The sequence below is a fragment of the Acinetobacter sp. B-6 genome (assembly GCF_056930735.1).
The window spans coordinates 179,511-193,977 of the sequence record NZ_JBXPBY010000010.1 but is presented as its reverse complement, the minus strand read 5'-3'; the positions used below and the strand labels follow the sequence as shown (position 1 = coordinate 193,977).

Sequence of the window (14,467 nt, the reverse complement as noted above, 5' to 3'; positions counted from 1 at the left end):
AGGGAGAGGTATAAATTTGTTAAGCAAATTGGCGTAAAAAACGCACATCGTTTTGATAGAACATACGCAAATCGTTAATGCCATAACGTAACATTGCAAAACGCTCTACACCCAAACCAAAAGCAAAACCTTTATATTTTTCAGGATCAATACCCGCGGCTTGCAATACATTAGGATGCACCATTCCACACCCCAAAACTTCTAACCAGCGACCACGCTCATCCATAATATCCACTTCCGCACTTGGCTCAGTGAACGGGAAATATGAAGGACGGAAACGAACTTTTAAGTCTTTTTCAAAAAACTCGTTCAACAAGTTAATCAACAAGCCTTTTAATTCAGCAAAACTGGTGTTTTCAGCAACGTACAGACCTTCGATTTGATGAAACATAGGTGAATGCGTTTGGTCAGAGTCACAACGATAAACACGACCAGGACATACAATACGAATCGGAGGTTGATTGTTTTCCATAGTACGGACTTGCACACCTGAAGTATGCGTACGCAACAAATGATTGGCATCAAAATAAAAAGTATCATGCATTGCACGTGCAGGATGGTGCCCTGGAATATTGAGTGCTTCAAAGTTGTGGTAGTCATCTTCAACTTCTGGACCAGTTGCAACAGTAAAGCCAGCTTTGGTAAAGAATTGGCAAATACGTTCCTGAACTTGAGTAACAGGATGAATACTGCCTACAACTTGTCCACGACCAGGCAAGGTAATATCAATGGTTTCACTTGCAAGCTTTTGTTCTAGCGCTGCTTTTTGTAATTCATCTTGGCGCTCAGTCAATGCTGTAGAGATAGCTTCACGCACAGCATGAATTGCCGCACCCTGAACTTTACGTTCTTCAGGGTCCATTTTACCCAGTGCCTTAGATTGTTCCGCAAGCTGGCTTTTTTTCCCTGTAAATTGCACTCGTACTTGATCGAGTGTTGCAAGGTCTTGAGCTGCTGCAATCGCAGCGAGCGCTTCAGTGGTCAGGGCTTCCAGTGACATAGTAACTCTCAAAGCAATATTTTAGAAAAATAATATAACTGCATATTCTAACAGTTTTTATGCAGTTGGATGAAGTTTCCTCCTGACGAAAAATACGATTAGTCACAACTAATTCTCGATAATTTGTATATTTCCCTGTGCGAATACTGTTGAAACGCTAGAACTCTGATTTATAAACGGTATAAAATAAATCCAATGTCGCTGAGATCTATAAAAAATGGCACTTGATCAAATCTGGAAACGTCAACTTGCACTCGTCACTTATGGCAATCAATATCTGACTCAAGAAATTAGTTTTTCTCGTTGGGTCAATCATGCCATTTTTAATCACCACGCGTTTGGCTTTCGAGATTTAACCACCCAACATCTTCTAGCACAACACTTTCAAATTTGGCTTGAAGGTCTAAAAAAGCAAGGGGTAAATCGCATCAGTTTACATAGCTCAAGTCTTTTGAATGATGAGCAGAACCCCAATGCCAATGTTGAGTTATTGGCGATTCCTCATTTTATTGTCAGTCACGAATCTCAAAAGAAAACCGCTTGGATTTTTGGTAAAGAATTACCGGAATGGTATAGTGCTGACAATGACTATGAGGCACCAGAACAACAACGTCCAAATATTCGAACAGAAATATTCTGGCGTTATGATCTTAATGCGAAACTCATTAAGCGTATTGAACAAGATCTTGTGACCCCAAATTGGGATGATATTCAGGTTTATACAGACAATGAATTATTTGATAGCCAATATGCCAAAGGTTTTCCTGAACCAATCAACAAAGACTTACCTTATTATGGCTTAAATAGTAGTGAATATATCTCGGATAATAGTAGTCTTAAACTTGCCCTTATTCCTAGCGATGATCAAGCAGATTATGCCAATGAAACACTGTATCGTTTCGATGCGCTCGAAGAATTTATTTCGGCAAAAATAAAACACCCCTATGATGAGAGTGAACAAAGTCTGAGCCCAGAACAACAAATGAATTTGCGTCACTTCTTGCAAAAGATTGAGGATTTAAAAGCAAAATTTATTGTCAAAGTTGCCAATCACTATCAATCTGCGCGTTTAACCCCGAAAGCTATTGCATCTCCATTTGACAATATTGAGGATATAAAGACAGACAAACGCCAATCGTTTAGTTCTCATCCATCCCATACACAGCATGAGCACAAACCAGCAAAGACAGGCGTTTTTGCTTTAATTATCGTGACTATTCTTATCTGTCTGGCTGCTTATTATTTTGGACTATAAGGCTTAACATCCAAATAAAATCTGTACTCATGAGAAAGTAACCCTAAAGTTGCTTTCTCACATCCATCAATGCGAACCCTAATAAATTTAAACCTTTCCATTTCAGTGGGTTCATCGCATCTGCATGATCAGCAGCTAGTCCAATCCCCCAAATCTGATCTACAGGTGAAGCCTCAACAATGATTTGCTCAGAGGTACTCAACAAAAATTGTTGGAGATGGTTATTTTGGGAAAACTTTGCCAGATTTCCTTGAACCACAATCTCGTAACGATGCGCAATCCAAATTTCATCTTGATAATTTTTGACCTGACGACCTAATGCTTTTATTTTCTTCGGATCATCAGTGTGAAGAATTTGCTGAAAAATATTTTCATCTTTAAATAGTTTAGCTTTCTGCGCCATCATGTATTGTTCGGTATTTTGATAATCCACACCATCAATTTCAAATTTTGCAGGATACCATTGGCTTAAACAGCTCTTGTCTATCTTTTCTGGGGTCTTTTGACGATGCCCCCAAAAACACAAATAACTATATTTTTGTCCACGCTTTATATGTTCTTGTAAAGTTGTTAATAACTGAGAATCACTCATTTTATTTTCCTGTCTGTCTTTCACTTCTATTTTTAACTGATATCACGCAATCATCATAATCGCTATAAATCACTCATCCAACGTCTGTTCCAATATATCGCTTTAATAACCAGCAGTTATGGTATTTGATGCATCTCAATAAAAAATACAGAACATTTCCAAATCAAAAAATCACAAAAATTATTTAAAATCATTCATCATCAAGCCCGTTAGGATAATTAATAAAATTTAGCCAAGCATAAAGGACTTAGAGCGAGCGTAAAAATTGATCGCAATCTTTTCGAGATTTCAGATGTATAAACTGAATATGTGAATATTGAGGATCATTCATCATTGTAATATATTGCTGGCGATTTTTTTGATGAGTTTTGATCATCCACCAAATAATTGAGTCAGCACTGAACATTTTGCCAAAACTTTCCCGATTATTCGAATGTTGCCATAACTTCTTGTTAAAAACTGCCCGAGATATGGCACGTTTTATAGATTGGTAAAGATTGATATGAAAAGGAAAATCTAACCATATAACAGTATCAATGGTCTGCCATTTAACATGTGTTGTTCGCGTATAATTTCCATCGATTACAAAACCATGCTTTGCCGATTCAATTGCCTGTTGAATTTTTAAGAAAAAAGCATGGTCTGAAGTTTCCTCCCAATCATCTAACCAAAACAAATCGTCTAGTTCGATATAATGAAGTTGTAATTTATCAGCAAGCTTTTTTGCAAAAGTTGTTTTACCAACAGCAGAGGTGCCCACCACATTAATTTTATTCATTGGAATTCACTTCTTAAATAAAAAAGTAGCCTGACAGCTACTTTTTATCACCAAGATTTTAAAAATTTTGCTGAGCTGAATGATCAACTTTTAGAAAAGTGGACGAATCGTCAAAATCACTTTATGTTCATTGGCATGCTGATTGATATAGTGCTCTACAGCAGTTACTTCACCTTTTACCTCAGCATCTGCACCATACATCACTTTTAAAGTTTCACCAATTCTTGGTAATAATTGTAATTCGACTTCAATAGCACCTTGCTGTAAACCCGCAATTTCTACACGCATAAATACTCCAGAATATTTTCACTTTTATCATTCTACTCTATGCGAGCTATTTTAAAATCGATAATAGTTTCACGTTGAAATTATGTAATAACGGTACATTTCAACTACAAATATTCAAATTCATCATTCAGAAGGCTTATGTCTAGCTGGTTCATCAATCAATTCATCCTCATAATCCAAATCATCTTCATCCACATTGATATAGTCCGGTGGTGGCGTAATATCGAATCGAACAGCGTTAATGTTTTGGTGGTTGAGTAATTTTGCCTTGGCAACTCGATGCATCCCATCCATGACTCTTCCATCTGCTGACAGAATAATAGGATAAGCTAAATCAGCCGCTTGGATCAGCTGGAAATGTTCAATTATTTGCTGTGTTGTTGGATGTTTATCTGGAAACCAATACGCTTCGTTCAGTTCCTGTATCTCGGATAATAAAACCTCATGAATGGGCAAATATCGGCTCAATCCAACTAAACAGTGTACATCCCAAATATATGTGTCTGTACCCACAAGACGGAAATGGTATTGCCTACGCATAGATGCTCCGTAACCTTCTGATTAAAAATTAATGCTATATTGATAGCTCAACAATAAACCTAAGCTTATTCGTTTGCCATGCAAAATAACTATTGGCAATTTAATTTCGTCTTACAACATAATGCCCAACTTTACTTGAATCAACCAAGGAGTGAATACCACCACCAGCATCCATGATGTTCAGCGACTAATCGCTTATTTCTGGTCCGTGATTTGGAAACTCGTGAAGACCAATCAAGTTTTATTGTCACCTCTATATTCTACTTGATCTTATTTTGTGCTATCACAATTGGGCTTTTATACGGTGCGTTTTGACTAGTAACACATTATGAAATTGCCAGATTTGTTGTATTCACCCTTATTATTATTTTCCTCTCCATCTGGTCAAATAAGTAAGAAAAATTGCATAAGGAAGTATCATGAACTTCAATTTAATTTATAGACAAATGGCTTTGGTGATTTATGGCAACCAATTTCTCAATGATCACCTTCAAGATGATTTAAACAAAATGCCTCATTTTCAAATTTTACATCCAATTCTTAGAGATTTTCATTGTGGTCAACTTTTGGCGGGTTCATTACAACTCATTCTTTATCATTTAAAGCACAAAGGCGCGTATAAATTAAGTTTGATCCACGCGCCACGATTAGCATCGACAATACAAGAATCCCCTATTTTTTATCTGTCTGATCACTTTTATAACTATATGATTTTAATTCAGTACCGGCATGATCACCCACAAATTTTAATCGGTTGTGAGGAAAAAGAGCTATGGTATCTACACCATCAGAACAATAATGCTGATTTTTATTTTAACAATGTCAATGCGCTCACAGACAGAATCGCAACCTATACACTGTTCGACTTAAATCAAAGTTTTATTGAGAATTTGGGAGAATTAAAAGCCATAGACTGGAAACATTTTTCGCAATCTTATTTTGACTGCGTTTATATCAATGAAGTCGCTTTTACATTGGGATCTGCAAATCAGATTGAACACCTTGCAAATATTCAATTTAAGGACCATCAAAATTACAATACACATTTTGATCTTTTCCCAAAGGACTTCACAAGCAATTATGCAGCAAGCTTATTAACTCATGCTGAAAATCTTTATAAAAATTATCTACTAGAAAGTGAAACGAGAAATGATCAAGCCTGGTGTAATCAAGCAACTCGTCATGAACTACAGTTATTTGATCAAGCCGTACAAGCCTTAAATAATTTTTATCCATCTCTTATTGTCAATGCGGCAAATCACTACTCAAACGCCAACATTCAAGCATAAAAAAGACCGCTACAAAGCGGTCTTTTTTCAATCATCAAAGATGATTAAGCAGCTAATGCACCTTTAGCTTTTTCAGCTAAAGCAGCAAATGCAACTGAGTCATGCATAGCAATGTCAGCAAGTACGCGACGGTCGATGATCACTTGAGCTTTTTTCAAGCCATCGATCATACGGCTGTACGACAAACCATTTTGACGAGCACCAGCATTGATACGCGCAATCCATAAAGCACGGAATTGGCGTTTCTTTTGACGACGGTCACGGTAAGCGTATTGACCTGCTTTGATTACTGCTTGGAACGCTACACGATAAACACGTGAACGCGCGCCATAGTAACCTTTAGCACGAGCAAGAATTTTTTTATGACGGCGATGAGCCTGTACACCACGTTTTACACGAGCCATTTATAATCTCCTTAGATGTATGGGCACATACGACGAACTGAATTCATGTCACTTACGTGAACCATGACACAACCGCGCAATTGACGAATACGTTTAGCAGATTTTTTGGTCAAAATGTGGCGTTTGAACGCTTGTTTACGCTTGAAACCGTTAGCAGTCGCTTTGAAACGCTTAGCTGCACCACGGCGAGTTTTTAACTTAGCCATAACAACCTCTTTAAACACCTGTTCGGTACGTTCGCACCATTGCGAGTACGACCTGCAGGTAAGGGAGGCAATATTCTAAATCATCTCTGTACAAAACAAAAGCAAAACCTTGCACTATTTATCAGTTATTCAGTGTAATTTCCGATGAAAATTCCATCATTTTTCATAAGGAAAATCTGCATTTAATCTTTATAATCGTCACATCATGATAAAACTGGACAGTTATGACCCCTGCACAGGATGCTTTTGCTGCGCTTCGCTATCGAGATTTCTCCATCGTCACGATCAATCAATTTTGCTTAACACTGGCAATTTTGATCCAAGAAATTATTGTCGCCTATTCACTGTATCAAATTACTAAAGACCCACTTACACTCGGTTTGATTGGATTGGCAGAAGCGATTCCTTTTATCGCATTGTCCCTATGGGGTGGTTATTTTGCCGATAAGCTGAATAAACAAAGTATTATGAAAGTATGTTTATTCTTTTCTTTCCCTTTACCCTTAGTGCTTTGGTACTTATTTCATAGCTATGATCATGGACAGATTGGTGTCACCACCCTGTCTTGGGGCATTTATGCTGTGATCTTTGCTTTGGGTACTATTCGTGGTTTCTATAATCCATCTGCAACATCATTAAAACCATTTTTAATTCCCCGTGAACTCTATGCAAATGGTGCAACTTGGACCACGATCGGATGGCAAAGTGGTGTCATTATTGGTCCCATGCTGGGCGGTTTTATGCTTGCTGGAATTGGGCGGGAAAATAGCTTACTTTCTGTATCCATGCTTTTATTTATCTGCTTTTGCTTAATCACACTGTTAAAAAAGCGTACTTTCCCGACCATGGAACAAGACAATCTTTGGGACAGTTTAAGCGAAGGTTTTCGATTTATCTGGAAAACTAAGATTGTACTTTGGGCGATCTCGCTGGATTTGGTTTCAGTGTTGTTTGGTGGTGTCATCGCCTTACTTCCTATCTTTGCTGAAGATATTCTGAAAGTAGGTCCTGAAGGTTTGGGATATCTACGTGCAGCGCCATCGATCGGCGCGCTCATCACGATGATTGCACTCACTAAGTTCCCACCAACACATCATGCTTGGCGAAATATGCTGATTGCGGTTGCTGGTTTCGGAATCTTTACCATCATTTTTGCATGTTCAAACAATCTATGGCTTTCCTTGTTTGCCTTAGGCATGACTGGCGCATGTGACAGTATTTCCGTGGTGGTGCGCCAAACTATTTTACAAGTTTACCCTCCTGAAAATATGCGTGGTCGAGTTGCAGCTGTGAATGGGATGTTCGTTTCATCGAGTAATGAACTGGGTGCTTTTGAATCAGGGCTTGCCGCAAAGTACTTAGGAACGATCACAGCAACGATATTTGGCGGATGCATGACCATGGCAGTCGTTGCAATCAGCTGGATTAAAACCGCTGATTTGTTTTCAGTCGATATTACCAAAGGGCAAAAATAGCGATTGTTGACTTAAATAATCGTAAAAAATGCACCTTAGGGTGCATTTTCTATTGCGAGATGAGCAAATTCGATAAATACTTTGCGCAATTAAATTAACCTCATGCACACTCAGTTGCATGGAAAGCTAAACTTATGAATAAAGCTCTTTTAATCACTGGTCTGATGTGCCTTTCAACTTATGGTCATAGCGCAGATAAACTCCCAACAATAAAAGTCAAAGGAGAACAATCTGAACGCAATGCCCCATTACACCTCACGACACGTATACAATGGGTTAAATTCCCTCAAGTCCAATATCAAACAGCAGAATTAAGAACACAGGATCGTTCTGCCATCATCCGCGTGAGCGCCAACAGTTTAGGACAAGTCACAGATGCTGAAGTGCAAGAAAGCACAGGAATCACGGCTCTCGATCAAAAACTCATTGATGCTGTAGAGGCTGCCAAGGTAAAACCATATAGTAAGAATGGTAAAGCCATACCGATTGTGGGTTATCAAACGTTTACTTTAAATATGGATAATGCTCAAGACAATACACAGGCTCATGCACAACTGTCTGAATGTACCTTTGCGTTTAATTCAAAACACTGGATAAAGCAAACTCAAGATAAGTCAGTTGCCTTTCATTATACGCAACAGCCTCAGCTCTCGCTTGACTCAGCTTTACTCAAAAACAAAGATCGAACAGTCAAATTTAAGTTTAAAGTCGATCAACAAGGCAATGTAAAGCGTGTCAAATTAACTCAATTATCAGGTGTAAATGCGATTGACCAACAGGTTATCCAAGCTGTTGAGCAAACTCAAATACAAGTAAAACGCTCTTATCGAACCTTATGGACTTTTAAACCACGTTCATTTAATGATGAAATTCAATTTAAAATCAACGATTGCAACGAGTTTAATCATCAACTCAAATAGATTTGTTGTTTGAGTTGATCAATCTATTTATTTCAAAAATTTAAATAATACAATGAACAAATTTTATCTTGCTGCAATATTACTCTCTATGAGTAGCCTATCTATGGCATATGCTGAACAAACACATATAAAAACGCCCGCTACTTCCCCAGATGATGAAGCAGTTTGGCATAAATTACCTAAACTAAAGATTCGTGACCATGAATTACGTGGACAAAGTCGCTATATCGATCTTCTTATTTCAGCCGATCCTAGCGGACGTGTGACAGACGTAAAAATTATCCAAAGCTCTGGCTTAACTAGTTTAGACGATAAGGTTGTATATGCTGTACATAAGGCATCATTTAAACCCACAAACTCTCCGATACGGGCTAGACAAGACTTTAATTTTGAAGCAGTTAAAAACTCATCTAACCCAACAGCAAGACGTTGTTTCTTTCGTTTTGATAGCGAGGTTTGGCAAGCTCAAACAAAGGGAAAACCAACCAGCTTTCGCTATCTTAAACAACCCTATTTAGCAGTTGATCCAGCACTTTTAAATGGGGAAAAACGGCATATTGATTTCTCTTTTAAATTGTCAAGAAAAGATAAAGTTTCTGATGTTAAATTGATTCACAGCACCCAAATTAACCAAATTGATACTGAGGTCATTTCTGCTTTTATGAATGCTCAAATCACATCAGATAAAAAGTGGTGGCAAATTTTTAAAACGACACATCAAGACTATATCAGTTTCGATCCTAAAGACTGCAACTAAATCCATCCACTAAAAATCAGGTAGATCACACAATATCTACCTCCTTTAGCAATTATTACAATCAACAAAAAACGCCAAAATTTTTCTTTCATTAATCCTGCGATAAGCGTAATTGGATCACCAATCACAGGGGTCCAACTGAATAGTAAGGACCAAAAACCATATTTTTGATATATTTTTTCCGCTTTGAGCATATTTTTCTCAGAAACAGGAAACCATTTTTTATCTTTGAATTGTTCTATTTTCAGTCCTAAATACCAATTCACACATGAGCCTAATACATTTCCAATGGTTGCAACGATTAGAAGCAAATACACTGAATACTGTGCTTGTACCAGAAACCCAACCAACACTGCTTCTGACTGTAAAGGTAATAGCGTCGCTGCACCAAATGCAGAAAGAAATAACAGCAAATAAGCCATAACATTAGTTAAAGTTGGGTTTAGGTTTTAAGGTATAAGTCAAGAATGACAATAAAAAGGGAATAAGAAAAGCCAACCAAAATGAAAGTTCTGATTTAAAAAATTTCTGCACCAATGTAAGTTGAGCTTTACCCTCTGAAATCGCTTGCCAATCGATTTTGATATGAATAAAACCGTAAAATAAAACAATAAAATAAAGCGAAAGCAAAACGACTAAAATCGTGGTATTCAAAAGACTTTGCTTTAATGTACTTTGAAAAAAGCCAAAGAGCATAGCAAAAACCAAGCCTGAAACACTCACAATGCTCAAAATAATAAACCAGAAGTAATCATATGCAGAGTGATACTGCAAGATACCACAAAGCATTGCTGTGATTAACATTACACCCAAAGAAATAAGGAAATGCCAAACAAATTTTTGCTTCATACTCCTCCTGATGAATATACGACTAACAGTTTAATCATGCTAAATTTAGCATTTTTTTGGTTTTACGATACTGAAAAATTGCCCCTATTAAAGCAACAATAATCAACGCAATACGTGACCATTGATACCGTTGTGCAATGGGATCGATTACAGCTCGGATCAACTGAACATCCTGCCCCTGCATTTGACCCAGTATATTTTGAATATGCACAATTTCAGCAATATATAAAATCAGACAAGCAACGATACCAACAATGACACTCCAATAAATTTTTGGATTGGTCTCTAATATTTTCGTAAAATTTAAAAAGAAATCTTTCATGACCAAACCTTTCAATTGTGCAAAAATTTACATCTAAAAAAAACCACACAAGGTGGTTTCTTATTTTAACATAAAATGAATTTTACACTTTGATCGAGAGTGCTTTCTGTATCGCTGGTCGAGCAGTTAAACGTTCTACATACTCTTTCACATACGGATAATCATTTAAGTCGATTTGTTGCCATTCATAGCGCAAAACCCACGGTAAGATTGCCATATCGGCGATTGAATATTCGCCTGCAACATATTTTTGTCCGATAAGCTGTTTATTTAAAACACCATATAAACGTTTTGTTTCAGTGACATAACGCTCAATTGCATAGGGTATTTTTTCTTTGGCAAATTTTCCAAAATGATGATTTTGCCCCAACATTGGTCCAAAACCACCCATTTGCCACATCAGCCATTGTTCCACTTCAACACGGTCTTGTTCATTGCTTGGATAATACAAACCTGTTTTACGACCAAGATATTGTAGTATTGCACCTGATTCAAAAACTGAAATAGCTTCGCCATTGGGACCATTTTGATCGACAATCGCTGGAATTTTATTATTTGGGGAAATACGCAGAAAATCAGGTTGAAATTGATCATTTTCTAAAATGTTAATTGGAAAAATCTGATAATCCAATCCCATTTCTTCAAGCGCGATGGTAATTTTATGGCCATTGGGGGTTCCCCAATAATAGAGATCAATCATATTTCGTCCTTCTTCATTTTCACGTATTTTCTGAATTTTATTACGTTAATGGTTTTCTTTTATAACATGAATTCTTCATCATCTGTAGGCAATAGACATAGATTATTTTAATAATCTATTCTTAAATTCAGTTATTCGCTTTTTCTTAACAAGATGATTTCTCAATCTATGACATTTATATTTAAAAATATCTTGATCATTGTGATGCTAAAAATTGCTTGGCTTTTTCTCCGACAAAGCGACGTCCTAAATTATCTCCTGAAATCCATTCATCAGGACTAAATAAATCAAATAATCCAACTTTGATCAAAGTTGGAATGGCAAGTATCAGTTCTTGTTCGACTTCTCCTCTTAAACCTTGGTTATATAAATCAATATTGTGCAACATGGTCGCTACAGTTCCTGTTTGCACTTTAGTCCCATCTTTCAAAGTAACCGCTGGGAGAACTTCACCCTCTTGAATAATTTTCTGGTTAATACTCGATAGTTGGTTTGAATTTTGGATTGATGACATCTTTATTCCTCAACATTTAACATATTTTCTTTTCAATGATAAAAAAAGCACCGCTTTAAGCAGTGCTCTTTTCTACAAATGTAACATTACTTTTTCTTTTTAGGTCCAAGTAACATACCCATTTGACGGCCTTCCATTTTGGGTGCTTGTTCAACTACACCTGATTCAGCGACGTCTGCTTCAATTTTTTGTAATTGCGCAAGACCCAACTGTTGGTGAGCCATTTCACGACCACGGAAACGTAGAGTAATTTTGACTTTGTTGCCTTCTTCAAGAAACTTCAGAATAGCACGCAACTTAACATTGTAATCACCAACGTCTGTACCAGGGCGCAACTTAATTTCTTTCACTTGAACTTGATGCTGTTTCTTTTTCGCATCTTTTTGCTTTTGCTTCAGGTCAAATAAATGTTTGTTGAAATCCATGATTTTACAAACAGGTGGCTCTGCATTCGCCACGATCTCAACAAGATCAAGATCAGCTTCTTCAGCAGCACGCAAAGCTTCAGCAAGTGAAACGATGCCTTTTTGCTCTCCATCTGCAGCAACGAGACGCACTTCTTTAGCTTTGATCTCATCATTTAATGCAGGACGATTGCTTTTAGCACCTTGTTGTTGGTTACGGTCAGGCTGTTTAATCTTTCTTACTCCACAATATACCGGCCGCGTTCGGCTACGGCTGCTTTCACTAGGTCAACAAATGCATCTATCGACATAGTACCTAAATTTTTTCCAGAGCGAGTACGGACATTCACAGTACCTTCCTCGACCTCACGATCTCCGAGTACTAATAAGTACGGAATACGCTCTAATGTACGCTCACGAATCTTAAAGCCGATTTTCTCATTTCTCAAGTCTGAAATTGCTCGAATTCCATTTTCTTTGAGTTTTGCGACGACTTGTTCACAAGCTTCCGCTTGAGAATCTGTAATATTCATGACACATGCTTGGATTGGAGCCAACCATGGTGGCATAAAGCCTGCGTAGTGTTCAATTAGTATACCAATAAAACGCTCAAAACTGCCAAGAATTGCACGATGTAACATCACAGGATGGTCACGATCGTTATCTTCTGTTACATATGAAGCGTCTAAACGTAACGGCAAGTTAAAGTCACACTGAATTGTACCGCACTGCCAAATACGACCTAAGCAATCTTTCAGTGAGAATTCAATCTTAGGACCATAAAAAGCACCTTCGCCGGGTTGTTCTTCCCAAGTTAGGTTCGCAGCATCTAGCGCATCTGCTAGAGATTTTTCTGCGACATCCCAAAGTTCATCAGCGCCGACACGTTTTTCAGGACGAGTAGACAACTTCATTTGAACGTCTTCAAAGCCAAAGTCTTTATAAACATCTAATGTGAGTTTAATAAAGTCTGCAACTTCTTTACCAATTTGTTCAGTTGTACAGAAAATATGCGCATCATCTTGGGTAAAACCACGTACACGCATAATGCCGTGTAACGAACCTGATGGTTCATTACGGTGACATGAACCGAACTCTGCCAAACGAATTGGAAGATCACGGTAAGACTTTAAGCCTTGGTTGAACACTTGCACATGACATGGGCAGTTCATTGGTTTTACAGCATAGTTACGACTTTCTGAATGTGTCGTAAACATATTTTCTGCATAGTTTGCAGCATGACCAGACTTTTCCCACAGTGTAAAGTCTACAATCTGTGGTGTTTTAATCTCTTGGTAGCCATTATCCTGCTGAACTTTACGCATATATTGTTCAAGCACTTGGTAAATCGTCCAGCCATTGGCATGCCAGAACACCATACCAGGCGCTTCTTCCTGCATATGGAACAAGTCTAAGGCTTTACCAATTTTACGGTGATCACGTTTTTCAGCTTCTTCGATACGCTTAATATAAGCAGCTAATTCTTTTTTATCTGCCCACGCTGTACCGTAAATACGCTGTAATTGTTCATTCTTCGCATCACCACGCCAGTATGCACCAGAGATTTTAGTGAGTTTAAATGATTTTAAGAATTTAGTATTTGGAACGTGTGGACCACGACACATATCTAAATAATCTTGATGATAGTACAAGCCCATTTGAGTTTCTTCAGGCATGTCTGCAATCAAGCGCAATTTATAATCTTCACCACGCGCAGTAAATTCAGCAATGACTTCATCACGAGGCGTCATTTTTTTAATGACATCGTAATCTTGATCGATAAGCTTTTTCATACGCTCTTCGATCGCAGCCATATCATCTAATGTAAATGGACGAGGCATCCAAATGTCATAGTAAAAACCTTCTTCAATGACAGGACCAATCACCATTTTAGCTTCTGGAAAGAGTTGTTTTACCGCATGACCCACCAAGTGTGCACAAGAGTGACGAATAATCTCGACACCATCTTGATCTTTTGGAGTGATGATTTGTAATGTTGAATCTTCGGTAATTAAATCACTTGCATCGACTAAGCGATCATTTACTTTCCCTGCAACTGTATTTTTAGCCAGTCCAGGTCCAATACTTTGAGCAACTTCCATAACGGAAACAGCATGATCAAAACTTTTCTGATCGCCATTTGGCAATGTGATAATAGGCATATTTAAAAATCC

19 protein-coding genes are annotated in these 14,467 nt (G+C 37.7%); 5 read left to right on the top strand and 14 right to left on the bottom strand.

The window, feature by feature from the left end; all coding sequences use genetic code 11:
* Nucleotides 1-19: 19 nt before the first annotated feature.
* Complete coding sequence (gene pheS / locus AC1Z3T_RS13890; RefSeq protein ID WP_004827876.1) at nucleotides 20-1,000, bottom strand: phenylalanine--tRNA ligase subunit alpha; 981 nt, start codon at nucleotides 998-1,000, stop codon at nucleotides 20-22.
* Nucleotides 1,001-1,217: 217 nt separating this feature from the next.
* On the opposite strand from pheS, the gene AC1Z3T_RS13885 reads away from it, so the two are divergent.
* Complete coding sequence (locus AC1Z3T_RS13885; protein ID WP_100884581.1) at nucleotides 1,218-2,255, top strand: hypothetical protein; 1,038 nt, start codon at nucleotides 1,218-1,220, stop codon at nucleotides 2,253-2,255.
* Nucleotides 2,256-2,298: 43 nt separating this feature from the next.
* Here AC1Z3T_RS13885 and AC1Z3T_RS13880 read toward each other — a convergent pair whose 3' ends face one another.
* The 4 genes from AC1Z3T_RS13880 to AC1Z3T_RS13865 form a co-directional block, all read right to left on the bottom strand.
* Nucleotides 2,299-2,847, bottom strand: coding sequence for a riboflavin biosynthesis intermediates N-glycosidase (locus tag AC1Z3T_RS13880; protein ID WP_100884580.1), 549 nt, complete (start codon nucleotides 2,845-2,847; stop codon nucleotides 2,299-2,301).
* A gap of 247 nt (nucleotides 2,848-3,094) precedes the next feature.
* Complete coding sequence (locus AC1Z3T_RS13875) at nucleotides 3,095-3,625, bottom strand: P-loop NTPase family protein (RefSeq protein WP_042090121.1); 531 nt, start codon at nucleotides 3,623-3,625, stop codon at nucleotides 3,095-3,097.
* 90 nt (nucleotides 3,626-3,715) lie between these two features.
* Entirely contained in the window at nucleotides 3,716-3,913 is a 198-nt protein-coding gene (locus AC1Z3T_RS13870; protein WP_004827866.1) for a hypothetical protein, read from the bottom strand.
* A 123-nt stretch (nucleotides 3,914-4,036) separates the two neighbouring features.
* A complete protein-coding gene (locus tag AC1Z3T_RS13865) occupies nucleotides 4,037-4,453 on the bottom strand; it encodes a hypothetical protein (RefSeq protein ID WP_100884579.1) in 417 nt (138 codons plus the stop codon).
* A gap of 419 nt (nucleotides 4,454-4,872) precedes the next feature.
* On the opposite strand from AC1Z3T_RS13865, the gene AC1Z3T_RS13860 reads away from it, so the two are divergent.
* Nucleotides 4,873-5,742 carry a hypothetical protein gene (locus AC1Z3T_RS13860; RefSeq protein ID WP_100884578.1) on the top strand — a complete coding sequence of 290 codons (870 nt, stop codon included), beginning with the start codon at nucleotides 4,873-4,875 and terminating at the stop codon, nucleotides 5,740-5,742.
* 44 nt (nucleotides 5,743-5,786) lie between these two features.
* Here AC1Z3T_RS13860 and rplT read toward each other — a convergent pair whose 3' ends face one another.
* Nucleotides 5,787-6,146 (bottom strand): 50S ribosomal protein L20, encoded by a 360-nt coding sequence (gene rplT, locus AC1Z3T_RS13855; RefSeq protein ID WP_004723060.1) that lies wholly within the window; start codon nucleotides 6,144-6,146, stop codon nucleotides 5,787-5,789.
* A gap of 11 nt (nucleotides 6,147-6,157) precedes the next feature.
* On the bottom strand, nucleotides 6,158-6,352 hold the full coding sequence (gene rpmI, locus AC1Z3T_RS13850) for a 50S ribosomal protein L35 (RefSeq protein WP_002054552.1): 195 nt from the start codon (nucleotides 6,350-6,352) through the stop codon (nucleotides 6,158-6,160).
* Nucleotides 6,353-6,576: 224 nt separating this feature from the next.
* Between rpmI and AC1Z3T_RS13845 the strand changes: the two genes are divergently transcribed.
* The 3 genes from AC1Z3T_RS13845 to AC1Z3T_RS13835 all read left to right on the top strand — a co-directional run bounded on the left by AC1Z3T_RS13845 (nucleotide 6,577) and on the right by AC1Z3T_RS13835 (nucleotide 9,504).
* The gene (locus AC1Z3T_RS13845) at nucleotides 6,577-7,827 is read left to right on the top strand and encodes an MFS transporter (RefSeq protein ID WP_004827860.1); all 1,251 of its coding nucleotides are present in this window, start codon (nucleotides 6,577-6,579) and stop codon (nucleotides 7,825-7,827) included.
* Nucleotides 7,828-7,961: 134 nt separating this feature from the next.
* A complete protein-coding gene (locus AC1Z3T_RS13840; RefSeq protein WP_100884577.1) occupies nucleotides 7,962-8,747 on the top strand; it encodes a TonB family protein in 786 nt (261 codons plus the stop codon).
* 52 nt (nucleotides 8,748-8,799) lie between these two features.
* Nucleotides 8,800-9,504, top strand: coding sequence for an energy transducer TonB family protein (locus AC1Z3T_RS13835; protein WP_100884576.1), 705 nt, complete (start codon nucleotides 8,800-8,802; stop codon nucleotides 9,502-9,504).
* On the opposite strand, the gene AC1Z3T_RS13830 is transcribed toward AC1Z3T_RS13835, so the two are convergent.
* From AC1Z3T_RS13830 to thrS, 7 genes are all read right to left on the bottom strand, one after another.
* Nucleotides 9,501-9,926: a YqaA family protein gene (locus AC1Z3T_RS13830; RefSeq protein ID WP_100884575.1), complete on the bottom strand. Its 426-nt coding sequence runs from the start codon at nucleotides 9,924-9,926 to the stop codon at nucleotides 9,501-9,503. The genes AC1Z3T_RS13835 and AC1Z3T_RS13830 overlap by 4 nt on opposite strands.
* Before the next feature lie 4 nt (nucleotides 9,927-9,930).
* Nucleotides 9,931-10,353: a hypothetical protein gene (locus tag AC1Z3T_RS13825; protein ID WP_100884574.1), complete on the bottom strand. Its 423-nt coding sequence runs from the start codon at nucleotides 10,351-10,353 to the stop codon at nucleotides 9,931-9,933.
* 34 nt (nucleotides 10,354-10,387) lie between these two features.
* Complete coding sequence (locus tag AC1Z3T_RS13820) at nucleotides 10,388-10,675, bottom strand: hypothetical protein (RefSeq protein WP_004827851.1); 288 nt, start codon at nucleotides 10,673-10,675, stop codon at nucleotides 10,388-10,390.
* Between the two features lie 82 nt (nucleotides 10,676-10,757).
* The gene (locus AC1Z3T_RS13815; protein ID WP_004827849.1) at nucleotides 10,758-11,375 is read right to left on the bottom strand and encodes a glutathione S-transferase N-terminal domain-containing protein; all 618 of its coding nucleotides are present in this window, start codon (nucleotides 11,373-11,375) and stop codon (nucleotides 10,758-10,760) included.
* Nucleotides 11,376-11,571: 196 nt separating this feature from the next.
* Entirely contained in the window at nucleotides 11,572-11,889 is a 318-nt protein-coding gene (locus tag AC1Z3T_RS13810) for a DUF7709 family protein (RefSeq protein ID WP_042089492.1), read from the bottom strand.
* Nucleotides 11,890-11,975: 86 nt separating this feature from the next.
* Nucleotides 11,976-12,527, bottom strand: a complete 552-nt coding sequence (gene infC, locus AC1Z3T_RS13805) for a translation initiation factor IF-3 (protein ID WP_080633117.1) — start codon at nucleotides 12,525-12,527, stop codon at nucleotides 11,976-11,978.
* A 5-nt stretch (nucleotides 12,528-12,532) separates the two neighbouring features.
* The gene (thrS, locus tag AC1Z3T_RS13800; RefSeq protein WP_004827843.1) at nucleotides 12,533-14,455 is read right to left on the bottom strand and encodes a threonine--tRNA ligase; all 1,923 of its coding nucleotides are present in this window, start codon (nucleotides 14,453-14,455) and stop codon (nucleotides 12,533-12,535) included.
* Nucleotides 14,456-14,467 lie beyond the last annotated feature (12 nt).

Bases quoted from the DNA above. Each gene is read 5' to 3' on its own strand.
- pheS (WP_004827876.1), bottom strand. From the start codon at position 1,000: ATGTCACTGGAAGCCCTGACCACTGAAGCGCTCGCTGCGATTGCAGCA.
- AC1Z3T_RS13885 (WP_100884581.1), top strand. From the start codon at position 1,218: ATGGCACTTGATCAAATCTGGAAACGTCAACTTGCACTCGTCACTTAT.
- AC1Z3T_RS13880 (WP_100884580.1), bottom strand. From the start codon at position 2,847: ATGAGTGATTCTCAGTTATTAACAACTTTACAAGAACATATAAAGCGT.
- AC1Z3T_RS13875 (WP_042090121.1), bottom strand. From the start codon at position 3,625: ATGAATAAAATTAATGTGGTGGGCACCTCTGCTGTTGGTAAAACAACT.
- AC1Z3T_RS13870 (WP_004827866.1), bottom strand. From the start codon at position 3,913: ATGCGTGTAGAAATTGCGGGTTTACAGCAAGGTGCTATTGAAGTCGAA.
- AC1Z3T_RS13865 (WP_100884579.1), bottom strand. From the start codon at position 4,453: ATGCGTAGGCAATACCATTTCCGTCTTGTGGGTACAGACACATATATT.
- AC1Z3T_RS13860 (WP_100884578.1), top strand. From the start codon at position 4,873: ATGAACTTCAATTTAATTTATAGACAAATGGCTTTGGTGATTTATGGC.
- rplT (WP_004723060.1), bottom strand. From the start codon at position 6,146: ATGGCTCGTGTAAAACGTGGTGTACAGGCTCATCGCCGTCATAAAAAA.
- rpmI (WP_002054552.1), bottom strand. From the start codon at position 6,352: ATGGCTAAGTTAAAAACTCGCCGTGGTGCAGCTAAGCGTTTCAAAGCG.
- AC1Z3T_RS13845 (WP_004827860.1), top strand. From the start codon at position 6,577: ATGACCCCTGCACAGGATGCTTTTGCTGCGCTTCGCTATCGAGATTTC.
- AC1Z3T_RS13840 (WP_100884577.1), top strand. From the start codon at position 7,962: ATGAATAAAGCTCTTTTAATCACTGGTCTGATGTGCCTTTCAACTTAT.
- AC1Z3T_RS13835 (WP_100884576.1), top strand. From the start codon at position 8,800: ATGAACAAATTTTATCTTGCTGCAATATTACTCTCTATGAGTAGCCTA.
- AC1Z3T_RS13830 (WP_100884575.1), bottom strand. From the start codon at position 9,926: ATGGCTTATTTGCTGTTATTTCTTTCTGCATTTGGTGCAGCGACGCTA.
- AC1Z3T_RS13825 (WP_100884574.1), bottom strand. From the start codon at position 10,353: ATGAAGCAAAAATTTGTTTGGCATTTCCTTATTTCTTTGGGTGTAATG.
- AC1Z3T_RS13820 (WP_004827851.1), bottom strand. From the start codon at position 10,675: ATGAAAGATTTCTTTTTAAATTTTACGAAAATATTAGAGACCAATCCA.
- AC1Z3T_RS13815 (WP_004827849.1), bottom strand. From the start codon at position 11,375: ATGATTGATCTCTATTATTGGGGAACCCCCAATGGCCATAAAATTACC.
- AC1Z3T_RS13810 (WP_042089492.1), bottom strand. From the start codon at position 11,889: ATGTCATCAATCCAAAATTCAAACCAACTATCGAGTATTAACCAGAAA.
- thrS (WP_004827843.1), bottom strand. From the start codon at position 14,455: ATGCCTATTATCACATTGCCAAATGGCGATCAGAAAAGTTTTGATCAT.